The sequence below is a fragment of the Flavobacterium daejeonense DSM 17708 genome, from assembly GCF_000425425.1.
Lineage (GTDB): Bacteria > Bacteroidota > Bacteroidia > Flavobacteriales > Flavobacteriaceae > Flavobacterium > Flavobacterium daejeonense.
The window spans coordinates 155,766-175,481 of sequence record NZ_AUDK01000003.1 but is presented as its reverse complement, the minus strand read 5'-3'; the positions used below and the strand labels follow the sequence as shown (position 1 = coordinate 175,481).

Below are 19,716 nucleotides of genomic sequence, written 5' to 3'. Positions count from 1 at the left end.
CGCTTAAAAATGATTAACGAATGAAGATTAACGATTTTTGATTGCTGATTTTCCACAATTACAACTCGTTTTCTCAAATTCAAAATCATTTCATATTTGCTTTTGCCGTTTTGATACTTGACACGAAAATAGAAATCAACTCGTTTGCTTCTATTTTTGCTTTAACTAAATCATTCAAATCTGTTGTTAAATTCGCTTTTTCAATAATTTTTAAACAAACAAAACTTTCTCTCAACTCTTTTAAACAAATCCCCATTTTATGCACAAAATCTTTACTGCTTTCAGCACTTTGAGCTTCCCCATAGTTTAAAGCCGGAGCAGTTCCTGAACGAATAATTTGAGTTGCTAAATGATTCCCAGCGTAATTCTTTTCAAAATTACCTGCAACTGAAATAATAGTTGCTGCAAAATCTATCAATCTATTCTCCAGTTCCAGTTTGTTCATTGCTAATAATCTTAGTTCAAATATCCTAAACATGATTTTCAATCAAATTCAATCATAAATCATAAATCGTTAATCTTCAATCTAAAATCTTTATCTCGATTTGAAATAGCCCAGTAATTTGGTTACGTAACTTTCGTCAACTCTTGTATTTACTACGCCTGAACCTGATTTACTGAAAGTTTCTTTGAAATAATTCAATTGGTTATGATAATATTTTTCATAACTCATTCGAACGGCTTTCGAACCGGTGTCTACCAATTGCATTTCGCCGGTTTCAGCATCCAGCATTGAAACCATTCCCAGATTTGGCATTTTTTCTTCGCGAATATCATAGACACGAATTCCCGTCAAATCATGTTTTTTAGAAGCAATTTTCAGCGTTTGCTCATAATCGCTCGCCATGAAATCGGAAATCATAAAAACAATCGCTTTCTTTTTTTGTGTACTCGACAAAAACTTCAGGGCCTGAGCAATATCGGTTTTATGACTTTTGGGTTCAAATTCGATTAACTCACGAATGATGCGTAATACATGTGACCTCCCTTTTTTTGGTGGAATATACAATTCGATTTGGTCCGAAAATAAAATCAAACCAATTTTATCATTGTTTTGTGTAGCCGAAAAAGCCATCGTGGCAGCGATTTCTGTTACGATGTCTTTTTTAAATTGATTTTTGGAACCAAAACTCTCCGAACCCGAAATATCCACCATCAGCATCATGGTCAATTCACGTTCTTCTTCAAAGACTTTTACGTGAGCTTCGTTGTAACGGGCGGTAACATTCCAGTCAATGTTTCGAATATCATCGCCATATTGGTATTGACGCACCTCACTAAAAGTCATTCCACGCCCTTTGAAAGAAGTATGATATTCCCCGGAGAAGATATGATCGCTCAGTCTTCGGGTTTTGATTTCTATTTTTCGTACTTTTTTTAAAAGCTCTTTTGTATCCATTTTTTTCAGTTGTCGGTTGTCGGTTGTTTGTTGTCAGTTAAACAGATTACTGTCAACTGACAACTGATAACTGCAAACTAAATTAAGGTACTTCTACTTCGTTTATAATTTTATTGATGATATCAACCGAAGTAATATTTTCAGCTTCAGCCTCATAAGTCACCCCAACTCTGTGACGCAACACATCGTGAACCACAGCGCGAACATCCTCAGGAATTACATAACCTCTGCGTTTGATAAAAGCATAACATTTTGCCGCTGTTGCCAAATTGATACTTCCACGAGGCGAAGATCCAAAACTGATTAAAGGTTTTAAATCAGCTAATTTATATTTTTCAGGGTAACGGGTTGCAAAAATGATATCCAGAATGTATTTCTCGATTTTTTCATCCATATAAACTTCACGAACAGCCTGTTGTGCACGTAAAATTTGTTCGATAGAAACTACCTGATTTACTTTATCGTAGCTTCCTGAAAGATTCTGACGAATTACCAAACGCTCTTCGTCCATTTTTGGATAATCAATTACGGTTTTCAGCATAAAACGATCCACCTGCGCTTCTGGTAACTGATACGTTCCTTCCTGCTCAATTGGGTTTTGTGTAGCTAAAACCAAAAATGGTTTTTCTAATTTAAAAGTAGTATCACCAATGGTAACTTGTTTTTCCTGCATCGCCTCTAACAAAGCAGATTGCACCTTAGCAGGCGCACGGTTAATCTCATCGGCAAGAACGAAATTAGCAAAAATAGGTCCTTTTTTAATCGAGAATTCATTTTGCTTAATATTATAAATCATCGTTCCGATAACATCGGCAGGTAATAAATCCGGTGTAAACTGAATTCGGCTGAATGAACCATGAACCGCTTGCGAAAGGGTATTAATAGCTAAAGTCTTAGCCAATCCCGGAACTCCTTCAAGCAAAATGTGTCCTTGCCCTAATAATCCAATCAATAATCGTTCAACCATGTGCTTCTGACCCACAATCACCTTATTCATTTCCATAGTAAGAAGGTCTATAAAAGCACTCTCTCTTTCTATCTTTTCATTGATCGCTCTAATGTCTAAAGTCGCTGTATTCTCTTCCATAAAATTATTTTTAATTCCTTGAATTTAATGCCTTAGTTTTGAGAGTGCAAATTGAATTTTTTTTTAAAGGTAAGATGTTAAAAAATGGTTAAAACTTCTGCCAATACTGCAATTTTAAGGACGAATTATGATACAATTTCCATAATTTTAAGAACTTTAAAAATTAGTCTTTGAAAAAAATCAAAATCTCTTTTATTTCAAAAAAAAGCAAATCTAAACAACAGAAATTAAAGCCTTTAGGAATAAATCTGACATTTGTTCCTTCCCGGAAATTTATTCTGCTGTAATATTTTATTTCTTCGCAAATAAACAACAGCAGCTTATTTTTAGAATCGACAAAAAATACTTCAATTAAATCATGAATAAAACAGCATTAATAACCGGAGCCACCAGCGGAATTGGAAAAGCAACGGCTCAACTTTTGGCACAAAATAATTACAACCTTATTCTTTGCGGAAGACGCAAAAACCGACTGGAAGAGCTGGAAAAAGAATTAAGTCAACTGACAAAGGTTTACAGTCTGGAATTTGATGTAAGCGATAAAAAAGCTGTATTTGAAAAAATCAATTCAATACCTGAATCTTTTGCAAAAATTGATATTTTAATTAATAATGCCGGAAATGCACACGGTCTGGATCCAATTCAGGACGGCGATTTAGACGACTGGGAAAACATGATTGACATCAACCTGAAAGGACTTTTGTATGTTTCGAAAGCAATAATTCCAAAAATGATTGCTCAAAAATCAGGTCACATCATCAACATCGGTTCCACAGCTGCCAAACAGGTTTATCCAAACGGCAATGTGTATTGCGCCACCAAACACGCTGTAGATGCGTTGAACAAAGCAATGAAAATGGATTTAAACCCTTTCGGAATCCGTGTGGGAGCCATCCATCCCGGACTGGTTGAAACCGAATTCAGCCAGGTGCGTTTTAAAGGCGATACCGAAAAAGCAGCCAATGTTTACAAGGGTTTCACCCCGTTAAAACCAGAAGATATTGCCGACATTATTCATTTTGTTATCTCCAGACCTTATCACGTAAACATTTCTGATTTGGTTGTCATGTGTACTGCACAAGGTTCGGCAACTATGATTCAACGGGAAGAATAAACATAAAAAAAACAGCTCTTTAAGGAGCTGTTTTTTACTTTTTTAAATTATTTATTCGAATGCCACCGAACCTACATCGGTAACTTCTCCATTCTCCACCATCACATTTTCAACAACAATTGGTGTTTTTCCTGAAGCCGCATCCGGAGTAAGTGTTAGGGTATAAGTTCCTGCCGGTACACCATTTAATTGGAACATTCCTGTTTCGTCAGCAAAAGCTGCAATAGTTGTATCTCCTAATGGAACCGAAACCTCAACCTGATAACCTTCAAGAATTGGGTCAATTTTACCTTTAATCACTCCCGATGTAGCCATTGCCGAAACACGAATAACCGGTTTTAAATTAAAGCTTCCGGAAGTTCCGGCCGTCACAATCGATTTAGAAACATCAAAATCTAAAAGAAATTCATAAGTGGCTCCTGCCTGTAAAGTTTGATTTACCTGTAATTTTAAGCCGGATTGCATAGCACTTGGCGTAGCCAATGGATAATCTACTCCATCTTTAACAAAATAATTCCCTTCTCCTAAAATTAATCGGATTTGTCCCAATTCTCCTGCCGGAACAACGTTATCCGCCAATAAGAGACTTACTCCTCCTGTTAAATCCAATAAATTTTGTTCACCGGGAACAAATGCATCACTAGCGATACTTACCCAACCTTCCTCTCCGGTATCGGTTGAAGTTTTTATCATAATGTCTTGAACATTAATGTTTACTTCTTCATAATCTCCGGGAGCATCGGTCATTCGAACCATCATTCGTGCAGTTTGATTACTGTCGTCATTATCATTACAAGCAGTAAAAAAAGTAGCCAGAAAAACAATGATAAAAAATAATTGGGGGCGAAATTTAATCTTTTTCATTTTTTCTTATTTATTTAAAATTAGTATATTGACAACGCAATAAAAACAACAATATTGCCAAATAACTGTTGTTTTTTATTCAAAACTCAAATCGTAAATCTTTTTTTCAGATGATTAACAAACGACTTTTAATAAAGAATTTGCTGGCTCATAATGATGAAAATAGTTTTTACGATAAAAAACGCCAACTAAATTTACACACAAAAGAAGGTAAATCCAAATTTTTAAAGCATATATGCGCTTTATCCAACTCTAATCCGGCAAACAACTCCTATATCGTAGTAGGCGTTGAAGATCAGGACAATGAAATTATTGGCGCCGACTTTTTTGACGACAGCCACATTCAAAATCTCATTAATGCCTATTTAGATAATCCTCCGAAAATTCAATACGAAAATGTACCTTTTCCTAACCTGCCCAAAGACAAAGTAATCGGGCTGGTTACTATAAAACCTAAGAATAAAATTTCCTCTTTCAAAAAAGGAATTCATACTATTCCAGCTCACAGTACTTTTATCAGAATAGGAAGCAACACTACTCCCACCGAAGACAAAATCGAAAAAAACTATCTGAATACCGCAACGGTTATTGACCTTGAAAACAATTCGCGAAATAATATCAAATATACCTTGGACGGTTTTTTTGATTTTATGAATTACAGGCACAAAGATATGGATCCCAAATACAAGGTTTTCAAAGAATTATTTGTCATCTGCTGGGCCGGAATTCCCAAAACAGTTCACGAAAAAACCTTCTTATCCCGCGTGGATATTGAGTTAATTAACGAACACATCAAACTTTTTTATTCTGCTCAGGATGTTATCACTATCTCCTTTGACGAAAATAGTTTTACCATTATCGAATATGTTCCACTTGGATTAAATGACAAAACCAGTTTTTATCCTTTAGAACAACAAACCATCTTTTTCTTTGAAAACGGCTATTACAAAATTGAGAGCAAAATGCTTTTTGAACCTCCGGCTTTCAACAAAAAAATGCTTTTCCACATTTACAACAACAATCTGGCAATTGTAAGCAAACTAAAAAAAGACATACAGCTTAGCTCCGGAGAACAAAAAGATTTGGAAAACCTGCCTTCAACATTTATGATTTGTTACCTCAACGGTTTTGAAGAAGCCAAACAAAAACTAATCGATGCCAAAACACACCTAAAACCCTTTCCTTCAGTCTATTTATCTTTCAAGGAAGCCATGCGTATTTTAAGAAAAATGAAATACGACGTCCAATAATTTGACAAATTCATTTTTTCGCTAAAAGAAAAAAGCATTCCTTTTTTGTCTGTCAATCAATTTTTATTAAATTGGGAAAACAAAAACAGCATTCAAAAAAAATGAGAACATTAGTTATTGGAGATATTCACGGTGGTTTACGCGCCTTGCATCAAATTCTGGAAAGAGCTCAGGTTAACTCAAAAGACAAACTCATTTTTCTGGGAGATTATGTGGATGGCTGGAGCCAATCGCCACAGGTATTGGATTTTCTAATCGAGTTAAACACCAAAAACAACTGTGTTTTCATCAGAGGCAATCATGACGAACTGCTTTTGCATTGGCTAAAAGACAGTAAAGACAATCTGTTATGGTACAATCACGGAGGTGAAGCAACCGTTATTGCTTATGAAGAAGTAAGCCACGAAAACAAACAAAGACATATTGAGTTTTTACAATCCCTGCAGGATTATTATCTGGACGAACAGCAACGTCTTTTTATCCATGCGGGTTTTACCAATATGAACGGCATTAACTTTGAATATTTTCCCAAACTTTTTTATTGGGACAGAACTTTATGGGAAACCGCTCTGGCATTAGACCAAAATTTAAAACCAAGCGACTTATCCTATCCCAAAAGATTAACCTTATACAGTGAAATTTACATTGGTCACACCCCTGTTACCCGAATTGGAAAAACTGTTCCGGTAAACAAAGCCTGTATTTGGAATATAGACACCGGAGCTGCCTTCAAAGGGCCGTTAACCATCATGGATATTGACACTAAAGAATTTTGGCAAAGCGAACCCTTGCACCAATTATATTTTGACGAAAAAGGAAGAAATTAGATTTAGTAACACTAAAACGAAAAGATTATGAAAAGATTTTTTACACTACTGACATTACTTATTATCAGCTTCGCAAACGCTCAGGCTTTTAGCGGAAAAGGGGACACTAAATTTGATGTGGCAGCCAATATTCAGGAACATGGTTCAGGAATAAGAATTTCTACCGATTTTGGTTTGGGCGAAAATATTTCCGTGGGCGCAACAGCCTCTTATTTACTATCTGTTGACAAAGACGGATTAGGCAACAAACCTGATTTTGGTGACAGAGCAGATCTTAAAGTTCGTTTTAATGCAAATCTGGGCAATGTTTTTAATGTAGATGAAAAGGTCGATATTTATCCGGGATTAGATTTAGGACTGAGAAACTTTGGCGCACATTTGGGGGTTCGTTATTTCTTTACAGATGGTTTTGGAATCATGAGTGAAATTGGTTTCCCTATTGCCAAATACAAACCCGAAGCTACCGGATTTGAACGTTTAAACAATCAGTTCACCTTTAATATTGGTGCTTCTTTTAATTTGTAAATAAAAACACTACAAAATTAGCAAAGTAAATTATTGAAAATAAATTAAATATTTTATTTTTGATAATCTTTAAAACTAAAAAATCATGGATTTCATAACTAGCTTAATAACTGGTATAGTTTCAGGTGTTGCTGCTTCATATTTCTTTCTAATGTTTTTCTTAAAAAAGAAACGTCCAGTTATTGCTATATCTGATTTCATTAGTAAACAAGAAGTAAATAATGAAAATAGTTATTTATTTAAATTCGTAAATATGACTGATTCCGAAATATTTGACATTCATATTGAATTAACATTCTACAAACCTATTGGAGACTATAATGGCGGAAACTTACAAGGAAAAGACATATCATTAAAAGATAATTTTTTATCTTATATGCCTTGTAATTCAAATACTGATCCTCATAATTTACATGCAGTCAGAATACGAACAATAGATGATTTATCAGCTATGTGGCAAAATGATGGATCATTTATTAGACTTTCTATAATTGCAAAACATTCAATTTCTGGATTTAATAAAGTATTTGTAAAAGATTATTTAAACAAAGAATGTATTACTAACAAACGATTTCTATCAGGTAATGATTTATCTGTTAATTAACAAAAAGTATTTGGTTATTAGATTGTTTGGCATTACATTTGTTTAATAATTATTCAACATTTGTCTAATTTATAAATTTCAAGTTATGAAAAATGATATTATTTTAGGTTAATACCTTTGGAATTTTAAAGATTCTTATTTAACATATAAAAGCTTGTGTTTATCACAAGCTTTTTTTATTTCAATCTAAATCAAATTTTATTCCCTGAGCCAAAGGCAAAGTACTGCCATAATTGATGGTATTGGTTTGTCTTCTCATATATACTTTCCATGCATCAGAACCCGATTCCCGACCGCCGCCAGTTTCTTTTTCTCCGCCAAAAGCACCTCCGATTTCAGCACCTGAGGTTCCAATATTTACATTCGCTATTCCGCAATCCGAACCTGCGGTTGACAGGAATAATTCGGCTTCGCGCAAATTGTTCGTCATAATGGCCGAAGATAACCCCTGCGCCACATTATTCTGAATCGCAACCGCATTTTCAACAGTTCCGCTATACTTTAACAAATACAAAATCGGTGCAAAAGTCTCGCATTGTACAATTTCAAAACTATTTTCAGCTTCTACAATCGCCGGTTTCACATAACAACCACTTTCGTAACCTTCTCCCGAAAACACGTCTCCGTTCACAAGAATTTTTCCGCCTTCGGCAACCGATTTTTCTAATGCTTTATTGTATTTTTCAACCGCATCGGTATCAATTAACGGTCCCACATGATTTTTTTCATCCAATGGATTTCCAATGCGTAATTGCTGATAAGCCCCCACCAAAGCTGCCGCGACTTTATCATAAATATTTTCGTGAATAATCAATCTTCGTGTTGAAGTGCAACGCTGTCCGGCTGTTCCCACAGCGCCAAAAACAGCCCCGATGACCGTCATTTTAATATCAGCATCCGGAGTCACAATTATGGCATTGTTTCCTCCTAATTCCAACAAAGATTTACCTAATCGGGCAGCCACAGTTTGAGCTACAATTTTCCCCATTCGGGTAGAACCGGTTGCTGAAATTAAAGGAATTCGGCTGTCTTTGGTTAACAACTCACCCGTTTTAAAATCGCCAATTATTAAATTAGAAATGCCTTCCGGCAACTTATTTTCCTGTAAAACCTGTGCTAAAATATTTTGACAGGCTATCCCGCAAAGTGGTGTTTTTTCGGAAGGTTTCCACACGCAAACATCACCACAAACCAATGCCAATGCCGCATTCCATGACCAAACCGCCACCGGAAAATTGAAAGCGGAAATGATTCCAACAATTCCTAAAGGATGGTACTGCTCATACATGCGGTGATTGGGTCTTTCGGAATGCATGGTCAAACCGTGCAATTGACGGGAAAGTCCAACTGCAAAATCACAAATATCAATCATTTCCTGAACTTCGCCGTAACCTTCCTGAAGGGATTTCCCCATTTCATATGAAACTAATTTTCCTAAAGCGGCTTTATTTTGACGCAGTTTTTCCCCAAACTGACGCACGATTTCGCCTCGTTTTGGAGCCGGAATCAACCGGAATATTTTAAAAGCTTCGGTGGCAGCCTGCATTACTTTTTCGTAATCGGCTGCCGAGGTCGTTATTACTTTAGCAATTAAAGCACCATCAACGGGAGAATAACTTTCCAGAATTTCCCCAGTTGAAAAACAATTGACACCAGTTGATGTCCCCTTGTTTATATCCAAAATTCCTAATTGTGTTAATGCTTCTTTGATTCTAAATTGTGTTGCGATTGTTGACATGATATTTAATAGGTTTCGTGTTTTAGCCCCGGTAGTCCCAAAATTTCGGGAAGCATCCTTTTCCTGCTTTCTTTAAGCAGGAAAAGATAGAGCGGATAACGGGTCCCGATAGCTATCGGGAAGCTCCTGAAAAAATTATTTTTTGGCTGTAAATCTTGGGTCGGTTTCCATAACTGTCCCACAATTTTCACAAGTGCGAAGACTTTCCGAATTGTAAAAATGCTCAAAATGAGGCAGGAAATCTTTTTCGATATTGTTCAATTCAAAATAAACTTCGTGCAACTTGCGATTGCAGTTGTCACAATACCACAGCAAACCATCTGTAAAACCCTGTTTGGCTCTTTTACGCTCAATAACCAAACCGATAGAACCTTCGGAACGAACGGGCGAATGCGGTACTTTAGCCGGATGCAGGTACATATCGCCGGCATTAAGCTGCATAATTTTTCGCTCGCCCTCTTCCTGAATGTGGACTTCAATTGTTCCTTCTAACTGATAAAATAATTCTTCGGTTTCATTGTAATGAAAATCCTTTCGGGCGTTAGGTCCGGCCACAATCATCACGATATAATCACCGGAATCCACATAAAGATTTTTATTGCCAACAGGTGGTTTTAACAATTGACGGTTTTCGTCAATCCATTTGGTCAGATTAAAAGGTCTTGAAATTGCCATGGCAGCTTATTTTAATAACAGCTAAGTTACAAAATCTATTTGGCTTCCTTTATCAAATAAATATAAACCGGAAAATGGTCGCTAAAACCTACTTCGGTTGCCGAATGTCGCTTGGGGTAACCTTTGTAGTTGCCGGAATTTTGAATCAGATAACTTTTATTAAAAATGCCGGCTTTCCAATATTGATAGCCTGAGAATTCCTTTTTTATCAGAGTTTGCGAAACCATAATCTGGTCGAAAATATCCCAGGAATCTCTAAAAGCAATAGTTCCCAAACCTTTTTTAGCCATTTCTTCGAATGGATTATAAATCCCCAATCGGGAACTTCCTGTTGGTTTGCTTTGGCTCCCAAAGCTTTTTTAATGCTGTTATTAAAAGGTCCGTCGTTCAAATCGCCGAGGGTAATTACTTTGGCATTCGGATTTATCTTTTGCAAAGAATCAATGATTTTACGGTTTAACATTCCGGCCGCTTCCCGGTACGGACTGGATTTTTTCTCTCCTCCCGAACGCGACGGCCAGTGATTAACAATGATGTTTATTTCCTCTCCATCCAAAAAACCGCTTACTAAAAGTTGGTCCCGGGTAAAAATCCGGTTTTGATAATTATTTTCAGATAAGTCATCATCGCTGTCTTCCACTGCTACAGTTTCCGGTTTTCCTTTGCTATAAATATACAAGGGAATATTCGTGTAAGAAGTAGGCATGAAAAATTTCTTTTGAAACAACAAAGCCACATCAATTCCTCTTTTGTCCGGCGAATTAAAATGAATAATACCATAATCCTGCATGACTATATTAGGCTGTTGCACCAAATCTTCCAGCACGTCCCGATTTTCAATTTCTGAACAGCCAATCAAAGTAGGCGAATTAGTATTTTCCGGCTTGCCAATTTCGGCTAAAACCCGGGCTAAATTTTGCAGTTTCTGATGGTATTTTTCAGCAATCCAATGCTGACTTCCCCGCGGCGTCCATTCGTCATCATGCGTATCCGGATCATTGATTGTGTCGAAGAGATTTTCAAAATTATAAAAAGCCACGGTGTGAATCCGATAGCTTTTGGGTTGTGAGAAAAACATTTGAAACCAAAACAGCAAAACAATAACAATCCCTTTTTGCATTTGCATAACTAATTCAATTTAAAGCGTTTTTAGTAAATTTAAACCATTTCATACAATTTGCAATCATTTATTTTTTGAATTTCTTTATCTTTGTTTGGATGCTTCACCAAGGCATTGCAACTTTATTTATTCAGGAAAAAAAGCCCTATGTTTACTTCTCAATTTTCAACATTTAATCTACAATTTTGCTTTTCCCTGATTTTATTTTTTCAATTTTTCAATAATAGTCAAGCCCAAAAACAGATGATTACACCAGCCGCTTTACAAAAAGGAGACACCGTTGCCATTGTTGCCACCGCCCGAAAATATACCGACAACCAACTACAACCTGCGATTGATTTATTACACAGTTGGGGACTGGAAGTCGTTATTGGAAAAAGCATTGGCTTAGACAACAATCAACTGGCAGGAACTGATGAAGAAAGAACTGCCGATTTTCAAACCCAGCTGGACAACCCAAATATCAAAGCGATTTGGTGTGTAAAAGGCGGTTACGGAACCGTGAGAATTATTGATGCCTTAGATTTTACCAAATTCAAAGAAAACCCAAAATGGATTGTAGGTTTTAGCGATATTACCGTTTTACACAATCACCTAAACACTTTGGGTTATAAAACCATTCACGGCATTATGCCGGTGAGTATTCCCAGAGCAACGGCTGAAGCCAAAGAAACTTTGAGAGAAGCCTTGTTTAACGAATCTCTAAGCTACGAAATTCCTTCTGACCCGATGAACCGCACCGGAGCAGCTAAAGGAGAATTAGTAGGCGGAAATCTTTCTATTTTATATAGTTTATTTGGTTCCCCATCGGCTATTGATTGTCATGAAAAAATATTATTTATCGAAGATTTAGATGAGTATTTATACCATATTGATCGTATGATGATGAATTTAAAACGCAATGGTTGTCTTGAAAGCATCAAAGGAATTGTAGTGGGATCCATGACCAAAATGAAAGACAACGAAATTCCCTGGGGAAAAAATGCCGTTGAAATTATTCAGGATGTGATTAAAAATTACAAAATCCCGGTGATTTATAATTTCCCGGCAGGACACATCCTGGACAACAGAGCATTGATTTTGGGAAATCAGGTTTCAATAGAAGTCACACTGGAGAAAAGTACGTTGAAATTTGAAGATTAATCAATGGCAATTTCAATCTTAAATAAAATTTCAACTGATTATTAAACACTGAAAACTATTTCTAATGGCTGAGCACAACGAATTAGGAAAACTGGGAGAAGAATTAGCTGTTGAGTTTTTACAAAATAACGGCTATTCGATTTTAGAAACCAATTGGACTTTTCAAAAAGCCGAAATAGACATCATTGCCCAAATAAATGACACTCTGGCAATTATAGAAGTAAAAACCCGTTCTTCGATTGAATTTGGTCTTCCTCAGGACTTTGTAAACCAGAAAAAAATAAAACTACTTACGAAAGCCGTAGACAACTACGTAGTTGAAAAAGATCTCGACTGCAACGTTCGCTTTGATATAATTGCCATCCAAAAAACCAACAAATCTTTTGTAATTGAACACCTTACAGATGCATTTTATCACTTTTAACGTTAATTTTTCATGTTATTTTTGTAACAAATTGTTTTTTTAATTATATTTGCCCATATTTTTAACGATTTAACTAAGTAAATCGATATAAAAACTAAGTAAAAACACCTATACAATTATGAAAACTGTTTCCTCAATAGTCGAAAATTACATCAAAACAAAACCCTTTTTATTAAATGCTTTATCACTGGGAATCATTAATTTAACTTCATTATCCAGGAACATCATGGCCGAATTAGAAAGCGAATTTGGTAAAGAAGTAAAACAGGGTGCCGTGGTAATGTCTTTAAAACGACTAACCGAAGAATTGGATTTCAGACTCAACCACAAAATCAACAAAGTAATTAAAAATATAGGTGAAATTACTGTTCGTTCTGCGCTGACTGATTACACTTTTGCGGTTTCGGAAACTGTTTTAAACAAACAGGCCGAATTAATTTCGGACATCAATGGTTTTCCGGATGTATTTTATACTTCTTCAAGAGGCGTAAATGAAATCAACATTGTAGTAAGCAATACCGTAAACAAACTGGTTGACAAACATTTTTCGAACGAAAAATTAATTCAGAAATTAGACAATTTAGCTTCCATTACAGTAAAATTACCAAAAGAAAACATTGTGGTTCCGGGAATTTATTATTTCATTTTCCAACGTTTGGCCTGGGAAGGAATCATCATCAACGAGGTAATTTCGACTTCTAACGAATTTACCATTTTAGTAGGTGAAGATCAGGTTGATGTTGCTTTCAAAGTAATCAAAGATTTGAAAAACTAAAACTAACATAACACTTTTAAAAAGCAGGTTTTTATCTAAATTCCTGCTTTTTATGCTTTTTTTCGAAATTAAAAACCCGAAAAAAATTTATTAATAACCAAAACTCACTCCGGCCACCAGAAAATTTTTTCCAAAAAAATCAGTATTTTTTGTTGCTCCGTTATGGACATAATTCAGCGAAATAGGCATCATCACATTATCGCTCAAACTTATCTCTTTAATTGCTTTTAATGACAAATTAACAAATGACGGTTTATCATAATTGGCAAAATTATAATACTCCGCCTGATTATTTAAAACAACACCCGAAGAAGCCAATAATTCGATATTTTGAAACAAATTAAAAGTATAACCTAATTCCATATAGGTAGTATAATTGCGCTTCGGATTTATATTTTTGCCATAACGATAATCATTTCCACCAACTAATGTACTAATCGTCGCATTGAAAGGAAAACGATAGCCTTCAGAAAAATCAAAATACAAAATCGCATCAACTGTTTGCGAACTCGTAGGTCCGTAATTAAAAAACCGATTACTCACCCCCTCGACCCTCGAAACCGAAGGCCAGTAATAATCCCAAATCTGAACTTGTAAAAAATCAGTAAGCTGATAACTGGCGTAAAAATCTATTTCGCGATAACCTTTATAGTAGTTTTCATTATCCGGATAAAAATAATCCTTTTTAAAATTAGTCGTAGCCCAACTTCCGATGGACAATCCTGAGGTGATTGCATATTCCGCCGAAGGTTGCACAGCCATATAATTTCCGCCCCAACATTGGCCGCGCCACAAATACCGACTCACAATATCCACATTCAAACTCAGCTTTTTCTCTTTTAAAAGGGTATCTGTCACTTGCTCCTTTTGCGAAAAACCAACAACCGAAACTATCAGCAATAAACCTAAAAAACCTGTTTCTACTATTTTCATCCAAATCAATACTTATCCATTAATTCAAACAAACGCTCTCTGTTCAAAGGTTTGGTAATATAATCATCAAATCCTGCCTGCTCTATTTTAACCTTATCTTCGGAAGAAGAATAAGCCGTTTGAGCAATAATAGGCAGTTGTGGCCGGAAAACCCTAATCTGTTCTATGGCTTCAAAACCATTCAAAACCGGCATTTTGATATCCATCAAAACCAAATCAATCGCAGCATTATGAGAACAAATATCTACCGCTTCCTGTCCGTTGACCGCACGGATAATTTGATAAGCCTTGTCTTTCATCATTTTTTGAAAAAGTAAAAAATTGATATTATCGTCTTCGGCAATCAAAATCACTTTATTTTCTGATTTGGTCAATTCTTTTTCCCTGATAGATTTCACCTCAACAGGCTCATCCTTGGCATATTTCAACGGAATTGAAAAATAAAAACTGGAACCTTCACCTATTTTTGACTCTAGTCGAATGCTTCCGCCTAAAATTTCGATATAGGCTTTTGAAATAGAAAGTCCCAAACCTAAACCTCCCACCATTATTGATTTGTCGTTTTCGACCCGTTTAAAACGGTCAAAAACATGCTGATGCTGCCCTTCTTCAATTCCCGCACCTGTATCCTGAATGGCAAAATGAATCAGATTTTGTAACTCATCAATTTCATATTTAAACCGCACCATTCCCTCATCAGTATATTTAATGGCATTAGTAAGCAAATTGATGATGACCTGTTTTAACTTAATTTCGTCCGTCACGATATTATTAGCAGTCGGAACGCTGCTCTTAATCAGTTTAAATTTCAAAGGTTTGCTTGGCGGAATGGTAACTTTAATGGTTTTATAAAGTTCGTCAATACAGGATTCCAGATTAATTTCGGTAAAATTAGGCGCAATCTGATTGGCATCAATCTTAGACATTTCAATCAAATCATCAATAATAGAAACCAGATTTTTTCCGTTTTGCTGAATGACATTCAAATATTCGATTCGCTCTTTTTCATTGAGTTCCGTATTCAAAATCAATTCGGTAAAACCGTTAATGGCATTCATTGGAGTTCGAATCTCATGGGATAAATTAGCCAAAAACGAAGCTTTCAGCAAATCGCCTTCTTCGGCTTTTATCTTGGCTTTTATCAAATCTATTTTCTGATTGTTATTTTCTTCAAACAAATTACCAATATAACTGAACTCTCCGCTGGATTTTTTCAATTCGGCTATCGCACTTTTACTTCCTTTTTGCAATGCTTTCCGAACCAAAAACAACGGGCGGTAAACCAATTTTCGGGTGTAGTAAATACTGACACCCAAATACAATAAAAACACCGCAATAATTACATATAAAATCCGGGTGGTGTTTTCAAAGTAAACATCAAATTTTTTTTCGAAAAGCAATCTTCCTATCAGTTTCCCTCTGGAATTTTCCAAAGGATATATGGCACTTACCACATGTCTTTTTTCCAAATTACGCTCCTCAACATTCAGAAAAGTAATTTTTGAAGACGTAATTTTCTCTAAATTTTTAAGGAATTTCGAATTGATTAAACGGACCGCAAAAAAATAACCGGAAGCGTTGGTTTTCTTTTTGAAAGGATCATCCGAAGGATGAATTGTTGCACCGGTCACTTCGACAATGCCTTCCGGAATTTTTACATAGAATTTTGCTGCTCCTTTTATATCCAAAACCGTCATCGCAGCCTTAGGAATAAAATCAAGCGTTTTAATAACGACTGTAGGCGTTCGGGTTATAAATTTCTTGTTTTTATCGTAAACCCCTAAATAATCGGCACCGTAAATTTCCAATTCATTACTAATGGTTTCATCATACCAGGATTGATTTTTTGTAATGGTAAAATCGACAAACTCATCCCAATTGGTATCATTTTTCAGCGCGGTTAAAATAGGTTTAGACTCTAATAATAGCAGCTGATTGATTTTACTTTCGAACAATTCGACTGAATTTCGATAAGCATCTTTCTCCGTTTTATTGATATAATACAACAAAACAGCATAGAGCATTAAGAAAACCACACTGGAGGAAACGATTAAAAAAAATATTTTTGGGGACGTTTTTTTAATTGTCATAAATCTTAGTACAAATCGGCTAAAATCATAAAAAAGCCTTACGGCTTTTTTACAAATTATTCTTTTTTTACACTAAAGTATATAAAAATGCCATAAAAAATCAAAAAACACTAAGAAAACCGATGAACTACAATTATTTTGACAAAAAAACTTACTTAGCCTTCTTTTTCACCCAATAGCTCCATCAGTTCCAAAGCTCTTCTGGTTGATTTTACGTTATCAAACGTTAGTAATAAACGCAAACCGTTAGCGGTTTGTTTTTCTTTCATTCATTTGTTTTAAGATGAAAATCATTTCGTCTTTCTCTTTAATTCTACACTCATATTGCTCAATTAATTTTTCAGCAACAGATAGTTCCTCATTAATTTCTTTTATTCTTTGTGATTCAATAATTTTCTCACCGAACAATTCAGCTATAGAAACTTCTAACAATTTGGACAATTTCACAATCTCACTTGGAGTAAACTGAATTTCTCCTTTCTCTCTTCTGCAATATTGCGATTGATCTAAATTCAATTCATTAGCTATGTAACTCTGTGACAAATACTTAATCCTTCTAATAGCTTTAATAGTTTCATTGATTTTCATTGATTTTCATTGATTTTCATTGATTTTCATTGATTTTCATTGATTTTCTTCTGCAATAATAAAAAATATTGTTGTATTTACCTACATAATGCTGTATTCACATTTTTTTTTTAAAATATTCGATGTTATTTTGTTTTAAACAAAATCTTACATAAAATATAATGACACGAATAAAACTGTTAATTTTTCTTGTGTATTCTAGCACATTACTTTCACAAGTTCATATAACAGGGAAAATTATTAACCAAAATAACGCACCTGTAAGTTTTGCTGAAATTTTATTATCTAATAAAGATTCCATTACCGTAAAAAAGGAATTTACAAATGAAGAAGGAATATTTACTATGGTGGTAGATAAGGGTGATTATGTAATAAAAATTATTCAAACAGGAAAAAAACTTTATACTCAAAATATTAAACTAGATCAAAATAAAAATTTAGGAAAAATAATAGTTACTGAAAACAATCATGAATTACAAGAAGTAATTATAACTACTAAGAAAAAACTGATAGAACGAAAAATTGATAGACTAGTTTTTAATGTCGAAAACAGTATTCAAGCGATTGGTGGTGATGCTATAGATGTGCTGAAAATGACACCAAATATTCGGGTGCAGAATGACCAAATAACCATGGTAGGCAAAAACAAAATGAGCGTTATGATTGATGAAAAATTGATACAACTCTCTGGAGATAATTTAATTAATTTTCTAAAAACAATTGCTTCTGACAATATTAAAAGCATCGAAGTAATCACAACACCACCTGCAAAATACGACGCTGAAGGCAACAGCGGTATTGTAAATATTAAATTAAAAAAGGCAAAGAAGGATAGCTGGGGCGGGGCTTTTAATAATTCTTACACAAAAGCAAAATTTGATTTAGGAAGTATAGGGAGTGTTCTGAATTATCAAAAAAACAAAATAACAATTAATTCGGTTATTAACTATACTAATGGTAGTACAGCACCTTATCAAGAAAACTACGTTTACTATCAAAAAGCTACTTGGTTTGAAACAAACGAAAAAAAAACTTTTCAAAACGATTTAAGCACTCAATTAAATTTTGACTATCAAATGAGTCCAAAAACAGTACTAGGCTTACAATATATTGGTTCTAAAAACAAACCTTTGGATATAGGTTTTAGTAATTCTGTAATAACAAATAAAGTTTCAAGTCAGATAGATTCTCTGATAGTTACTCCATCTTATGTAAACTCAAAAAAAACTTCACACTCTTTAAATTTTTATAGTTTAAAGAAACTCGATAGTGTAGGTAAACAATTTTTTTTTGATGTGGGTTACTTTGAGTACAACTCTAATTTAGATAATAAATTTAGTTCTAATTACTACTATGGTAATGGCTCTGAAATTCCTAATAGGGATTTAAAAGCGAATAACATAAGTAACCAAAAAATTAAAATTTATTCTTCAAAAATAGATATGGACTTGCCCTTGGAATGGGCAAAAATTTCTTTTGGAGCAAAAATTTCTTTTATAAAAACCAATAATTATCTTGCGTATTACAATACTTATAATCTTGAACCTATATTAGATTTAGCAAAAAGCAACCTATTTAACTACTCTGAAAATACCCAAGCATTATACATTTCTGGAAGTAAAAGTTTAGCAAAAAAATGGGAACTTCAGTTAGGATTAAGAACCGAAAATACTCAAACAAAAGGTGTTTCAGCAACAATTGAACAAACAAATGTAAATACTTACATTCGATTATTTCCCACAATTTATCTTACCTATACAGCAAACGAAAACAGTACTATCTCTTTAAATTATAATAGACGAATAGACAGACCTTCTTATGCAGATTTAAACCCATTCCGCCTCTATTCTACTGCATTTAATTATATGGAAGGAAATCCCTTTTTACAACCTTATTCAACAAATAACATAGAAATATCTCATAATTATAAAAATTTGAATAGTTCCTTATCCTATAAAAATTTAACAAACGGAATAGATTATATAACTTTAGTTTCACCCGATTCAGGTATTCAAATTGCAAAACCAAATAATTTTTATAAACAAAACAGTATTGTTTTAAGTGAAAATTATGCTTTTTCTAAATGGAAAGGATATGAAAATTATATAGGTTTCAACCTCTTATATGCTATTACTACTCCTAAAACGACAACAATCGTTCCAGAAATAAGCAATTGGACTGCCTCCTTTAATTCCTATAATAGTTTTGTATTAAATAAAAAAAAGAGCATTAAAGCTTCATTGGATTTTGTTTATACATCACCATCAGTTCTTGGAAGTTATAAATTAGAAAGCTACTATTTTTTTGATGCAGGAATACGAATGTCATTCTTTGAAAAAAAGATAAAAATGGCAATTAGTATTGTAGATATTTTTAGGACAAATAAATTGAGGTATTCTCAAAAGGTTAACAACATACAAATAACTGCATTAGATTATTCAAATCCTCAAAATATACGGTTCTCATTGTCCTATTATTTTGGAAAATCATTTGAAAGAGAGGTGAGAAGTAATAGTAATGAAGAAGAAAAAGGAAGGGTTAAGTAATACATGATTTTAAT

The 19,716-nt window shown here is 34.4% G+C and carries 18 protein-coding genes and 1 pseudogene; 9 read left to right on the top strand and 10 right to left on the bottom strand.

Translation table 11 applies throughout. The features are described from left to right. Window positions 1-85 precede the first annotated feature (85 nt). From H599_RS0104195 to H599_RS0104185, 3 genes are all read right to left on the bottom strand, one after another. Window positions 86-445, bottom strand: a complete 360-nt coding sequence (locus H599_RS0104195) for a four helix bundle protein (protein WP_026712979.1) — start codon at window positions 443-445, stop codon at window positions 86-88. Between the two features lie 90 nt (window positions 446-535). Beyond that, the gene (locus tag H599_RS0104190) at window positions 536-1,399 is read right to left on the bottom strand and encodes a DUF58 domain-containing protein (protein ID WP_026712978.1); all 864 of its coding nucleotides are present in this window, start codon (window positions 1,397-1,399) and stop codon (window positions 536-538) included. 82 nt (window positions 1,400-1,481) lie between these two features. Further along, window positions 1,482-2,486, bottom strand: a complete 1,005-nt coding sequence (locus tag H599_RS0104185) for an AAA family ATPase (RefSeq protein ID WP_026712977.1) — start codon at window positions 2,484-2,486, stop codon at window positions 1,482-1,484. A gap of 358 nt (window positions 2,487-2,844) precedes the next feature. Between H599_RS0104185 and H599_RS0104180 the strand changes: the two genes are divergently transcribed. After that, entirely contained in the window at window positions 2,845-3,600 is a 756-nt protein-coding gene (locus tag H599_RS0104180; RefSeq protein ID WP_026712976.1) for an SDR family NAD(P)-dependent oxidoreductase, read from the top strand. Between the two features lie 51 nt (window positions 3,601-3,651). Here the strand turns inward: H599_RS0104180 and H599_RS0104175 are convergent, their stop codons facing one another. Then, window positions 3,652-4,464, bottom strand: a complete 813-nt coding sequence (locus tag H599_RS0104175; protein WP_026712975.1) for a DUF4382 domain-containing protein — start codon at window positions 4,462-4,464, stop codon at window positions 3,652-3,654. 110 nt (window positions 4,465-4,574) lie between these two features. On the opposite strand from H599_RS0104175, the gene H599_RS0104170 reads away from it, so the two are divergent. The 4 genes from H599_RS0104170 (at window position 4,575) to H599_RS0104155 (ending at window position 7,670) form a co-directional block, all read left to right on the top strand. After that, window positions 4,575-5,714 carry an ATP-binding protein gene (locus H599_RS0104170; protein WP_026712974.1) on the top strand — a complete coding sequence of 380 codons (1,140 nt, stop codon included), beginning with the start codon at window positions 4,575-4,577 and terminating at the stop codon, window positions 5,712-5,714. 101 nt (window positions 5,715-5,815) lie between these two features. Then, entirely contained in the window at window positions 5,816-6,541 is a 726-nt protein-coding gene (locus H599_RS0104165; protein WP_026712973.1) for a metallophosphoesterase, read from the top strand. Between the two features lie 27 nt (window positions 6,542-6,568). After that, complete coding sequence (locus H599_RS0104160) at window positions 6,569-7,066, top strand: DUF6646 family protein (RefSeq protein ID WP_026712972.1); 498 nt, start codon at window positions 6,569-6,571, stop codon at window positions 7,064-7,066. Between the two features lie 85 nt (window positions 7,067-7,151). Then, window positions 7,152-7,670 (top strand): hypothetical protein, encoded by a 519-nt coding sequence (locus H599_RS0104155; protein WP_026712971.1) that lies wholly within the window; start codon window positions 7,152-7,154, stop codon window positions 7,668-7,670. A gap of 181 nt (window positions 7,671-7,851) precedes the next feature. Here the strand turns inward: H599_RS0104155 and amaB are convergent, their stop codons facing one another. The 3 genes and pseudogenes from amaB to H599_RS19185 all read right to left on the bottom strand — a co-directional run bounded on the left by amaB (window position 7,852) and on the right by H599_RS19185 (window position 11,209). Beyond that, window positions 7,852-9,408 (bottom strand): L-piperidine-6-carboxylate dehydrogenase, encoded by a 1,557-nt coding sequence (gene amaB / locus H599_RS0104150; protein ID WP_026712970.1) that lies wholly within the window; start codon window positions 9,406-9,408, stop codon window positions 7,852-7,854. A 135-nt stretch (window positions 9,409-9,543) separates the two neighbouring features. After that, window positions 9,544-10,083: a 3-hydroxyanthranilate 3,4-dioxygenase gene (locus H599_RS0104145; RefSeq protein ID WP_026712969.1), complete on the bottom strand. Its 540-nt coding sequence runs from the start codon at window positions 10,081-10,083 to the stop codon at window positions 9,544-9,546. Window positions 10,084-10,118: 35 nt separating this feature from the next. Next, window positions 10,119-11,209 (bottom strand): annotated as a pseudogene (locus H599_RS19185) (endonuclease/exonuclease/phosphatase family protein). 237 nt (window positions 11,210-11,446) lie between these two features. Here H599_RS19185 and H599_RS0104135 point away from each other — a divergent pair. The 3 genes from H599_RS0104135 (at window position 11,447) to H599_RS0104125 (ending at window position 13,545) form a co-directional block, all read left to right on the top strand. Continuing rightward, a complete protein-coding gene (locus H599_RS0104135) occupies window positions 11,447-12,346 on the top strand; it encodes a S66 peptidase family protein (protein ID WP_081810503.1) in 900 nt (299 codons plus the stop codon). A 64-nt stretch (window positions 12,347-12,410) separates the two neighbouring features. Continuing rightward, entirely contained in the window at window positions 12,411-12,770 is a 360-nt protein-coding gene (locus H599_RS0104130) for a YraN family protein (RefSeq protein ID WP_026712967.1), read from the top strand. A 118-nt stretch (window positions 12,771-12,888) separates the two neighbouring features. Beyond that, window positions 12,889-13,545 (top strand): aspartate kinase, encoded by a 657-nt coding sequence (locus H599_RS0104125; protein WP_026712966.1) that lies wholly within the window; start codon window positions 12,889-12,891, stop codon window positions 13,543-13,545. 90 nt (window positions 13,546-13,635) lie between these two features. Here the strand turns inward: H599_RS0104125 and H599_RS0104120 are convergent, their stop codons facing one another. The 3 genes from H599_RS0104120 to H599_RS0104105 form a co-directional block, all read right to left on the bottom strand. Next, a complete protein-coding gene (locus tag H599_RS0104120) occupies window positions 13,636-14,478 on the bottom strand; it encodes a TorF family putative porin (protein WP_026712965.1) in 843 nt (280 codons plus the stop codon). Between the two features lie 5 nt (window positions 14,479-14,483). After that, on the bottom strand, window positions 14,484-16,568 hold the full coding sequence (locus H599_RS20245; protein WP_051590635.1) for an ATP-binding protein: 2,085 nt from the start codon (window positions 16,566-16,568) through the stop codon (window positions 14,484-14,486). A gap of 246 nt (window positions 16,569-16,814) precedes the next feature. Then, a complete protein-coding gene (locus tag H599_RS0104105; protein WP_026712964.1) occupies window positions 16,815-17,156 on the bottom strand; it encodes a helix-turn-helix domain-containing protein in 342 nt (113 codons plus the stop codon). A 161-nt stretch (window positions 17,157-17,317) separates the two neighbouring features. Here H599_RS0104105 and H599_RS19175 point away from each other — a divergent pair, with 161 nt between their 5' ends. Beyond that, complete coding sequence (locus H599_RS19175) at window positions 17,318-19,702, top strand: TonB-dependent receptor (protein ID WP_051590634.1); 2,385 nt, start codon at window positions 17,318-17,320, stop codon at window positions 19,700-19,702. The last annotated feature ends 14 nt before the right edge of the window (window positions 19,703-19,716 follow it).

Coding starts and splice junctions, on each gene's coding strand:
- H599_RS0104195 (WP_026712979.1), bottom strand. CDS start 445: ATGAACAAACTGGAACTGGAGAATAGATTGATAGATTTTGCAGCAACT.
- H599_RS0104190 (WP_026712978.1), bottom strand. CDS start 1,399: ATGGATACAAAAGAGCTTTTAAAAAAAGTACGAAAAATAGAAATCAAA.
- H599_RS0104185 (WP_026712977.1), bottom strand. CDS start 2,486: ATGGAAGAGAATACAGCGACTTTAGACATTAGAGCGATCAATGAAAAG.
- H599_RS0104180 (WP_026712976.1), top strand. CDS start 2,845: ATGAATAAAACAGCATTAATAACCGGAGCCACCAGCGGAATTGGAAAA.
- H599_RS0104175 (WP_026712975.1), bottom strand. CDS start 4,464: ATGAAAAAGATTAAATTTCGCCCCCAATTATTTTTTATCATTGTTTTT.
- H599_RS0104170 (WP_026712974.1), top strand. CDS start 4,575: ATGATTAACAAACGACTTTTAATAAAGAATTTGCTGGCTCATAATGAT.
- H599_RS0104165 (WP_026712973.1), top strand. CDS start 5,816: ATGAGAACATTAGTTATTGGAGATATTCACGGTGGTTTACGCGCCTTG.
- H599_RS0104160 (WP_026712972.1), top strand. CDS start 6,569: ATGAAAAGATTTTTTACACTACTGACATTACTTATTATCAGCTTCGCA.
- H599_RS0104155 (WP_026712971.1), top strand. CDS start 7,152: ATGGATTTCATAACTAGCTTAATAACTGGTATAGTTTCAGGTGTTGCT.
- amaB (WP_026712970.1), bottom strand. CDS start 9,408: ATGTCAACAATCGCAACACAATTTAGAATCAAAGAAGCATTAACACAA.
- H599_RS0104145 (WP_026712969.1), bottom strand. CDS start 10,083: ATGGCAATTTCAAGACCTTTTAATCTGACCAAATGGATTGACGAAAAC.
- H599_RS0104135 (WP_081810503.1), top strand. CDS start 11,447: ATGATTACACCAGCCGCTTTACAAAAAGGAGACACCGTTGCCATTGTT.
- H599_RS0104130 (WP_026712967.1), top strand. CDS start 12,411: ATGGCTGAGCACAACGAATTAGGAAAACTGGGAGAAGAATTAGCTGTT.
- H599_RS0104125 (WP_026712966.1), top strand. CDS start 12,889: ATGAAAACTGTTTCCTCAATAGTCGAAAATTACATCAAAACAAAACCC.
- H599_RS0104120 (WP_026712965.1), bottom strand. CDS start 14,478: ATGAAAATAGTAGAAACAGGTTTTTTAGGTTTATTGCTGATAGTTTCG.
- H599_RS20245 (WP_051590635.1), bottom strand. CDS start 16,568: ATGACAATTAAAAAAACGTCCCCAAAAATATTTTTTTTAATCGTTTCC.
- H599_RS0104105 (WP_026712964.1), bottom strand. CDS start 17,156: ATGAAAATCAATGAAACTATTAAAGCTATTAGAAGGATTAAGTATTTG.
- H599_RS19175 (WP_051590634.1), top strand. CDS start 17,318: ATGACACGAATAAAACTGTTAATTTTTCTTGTGTATTCTAGCACATTA.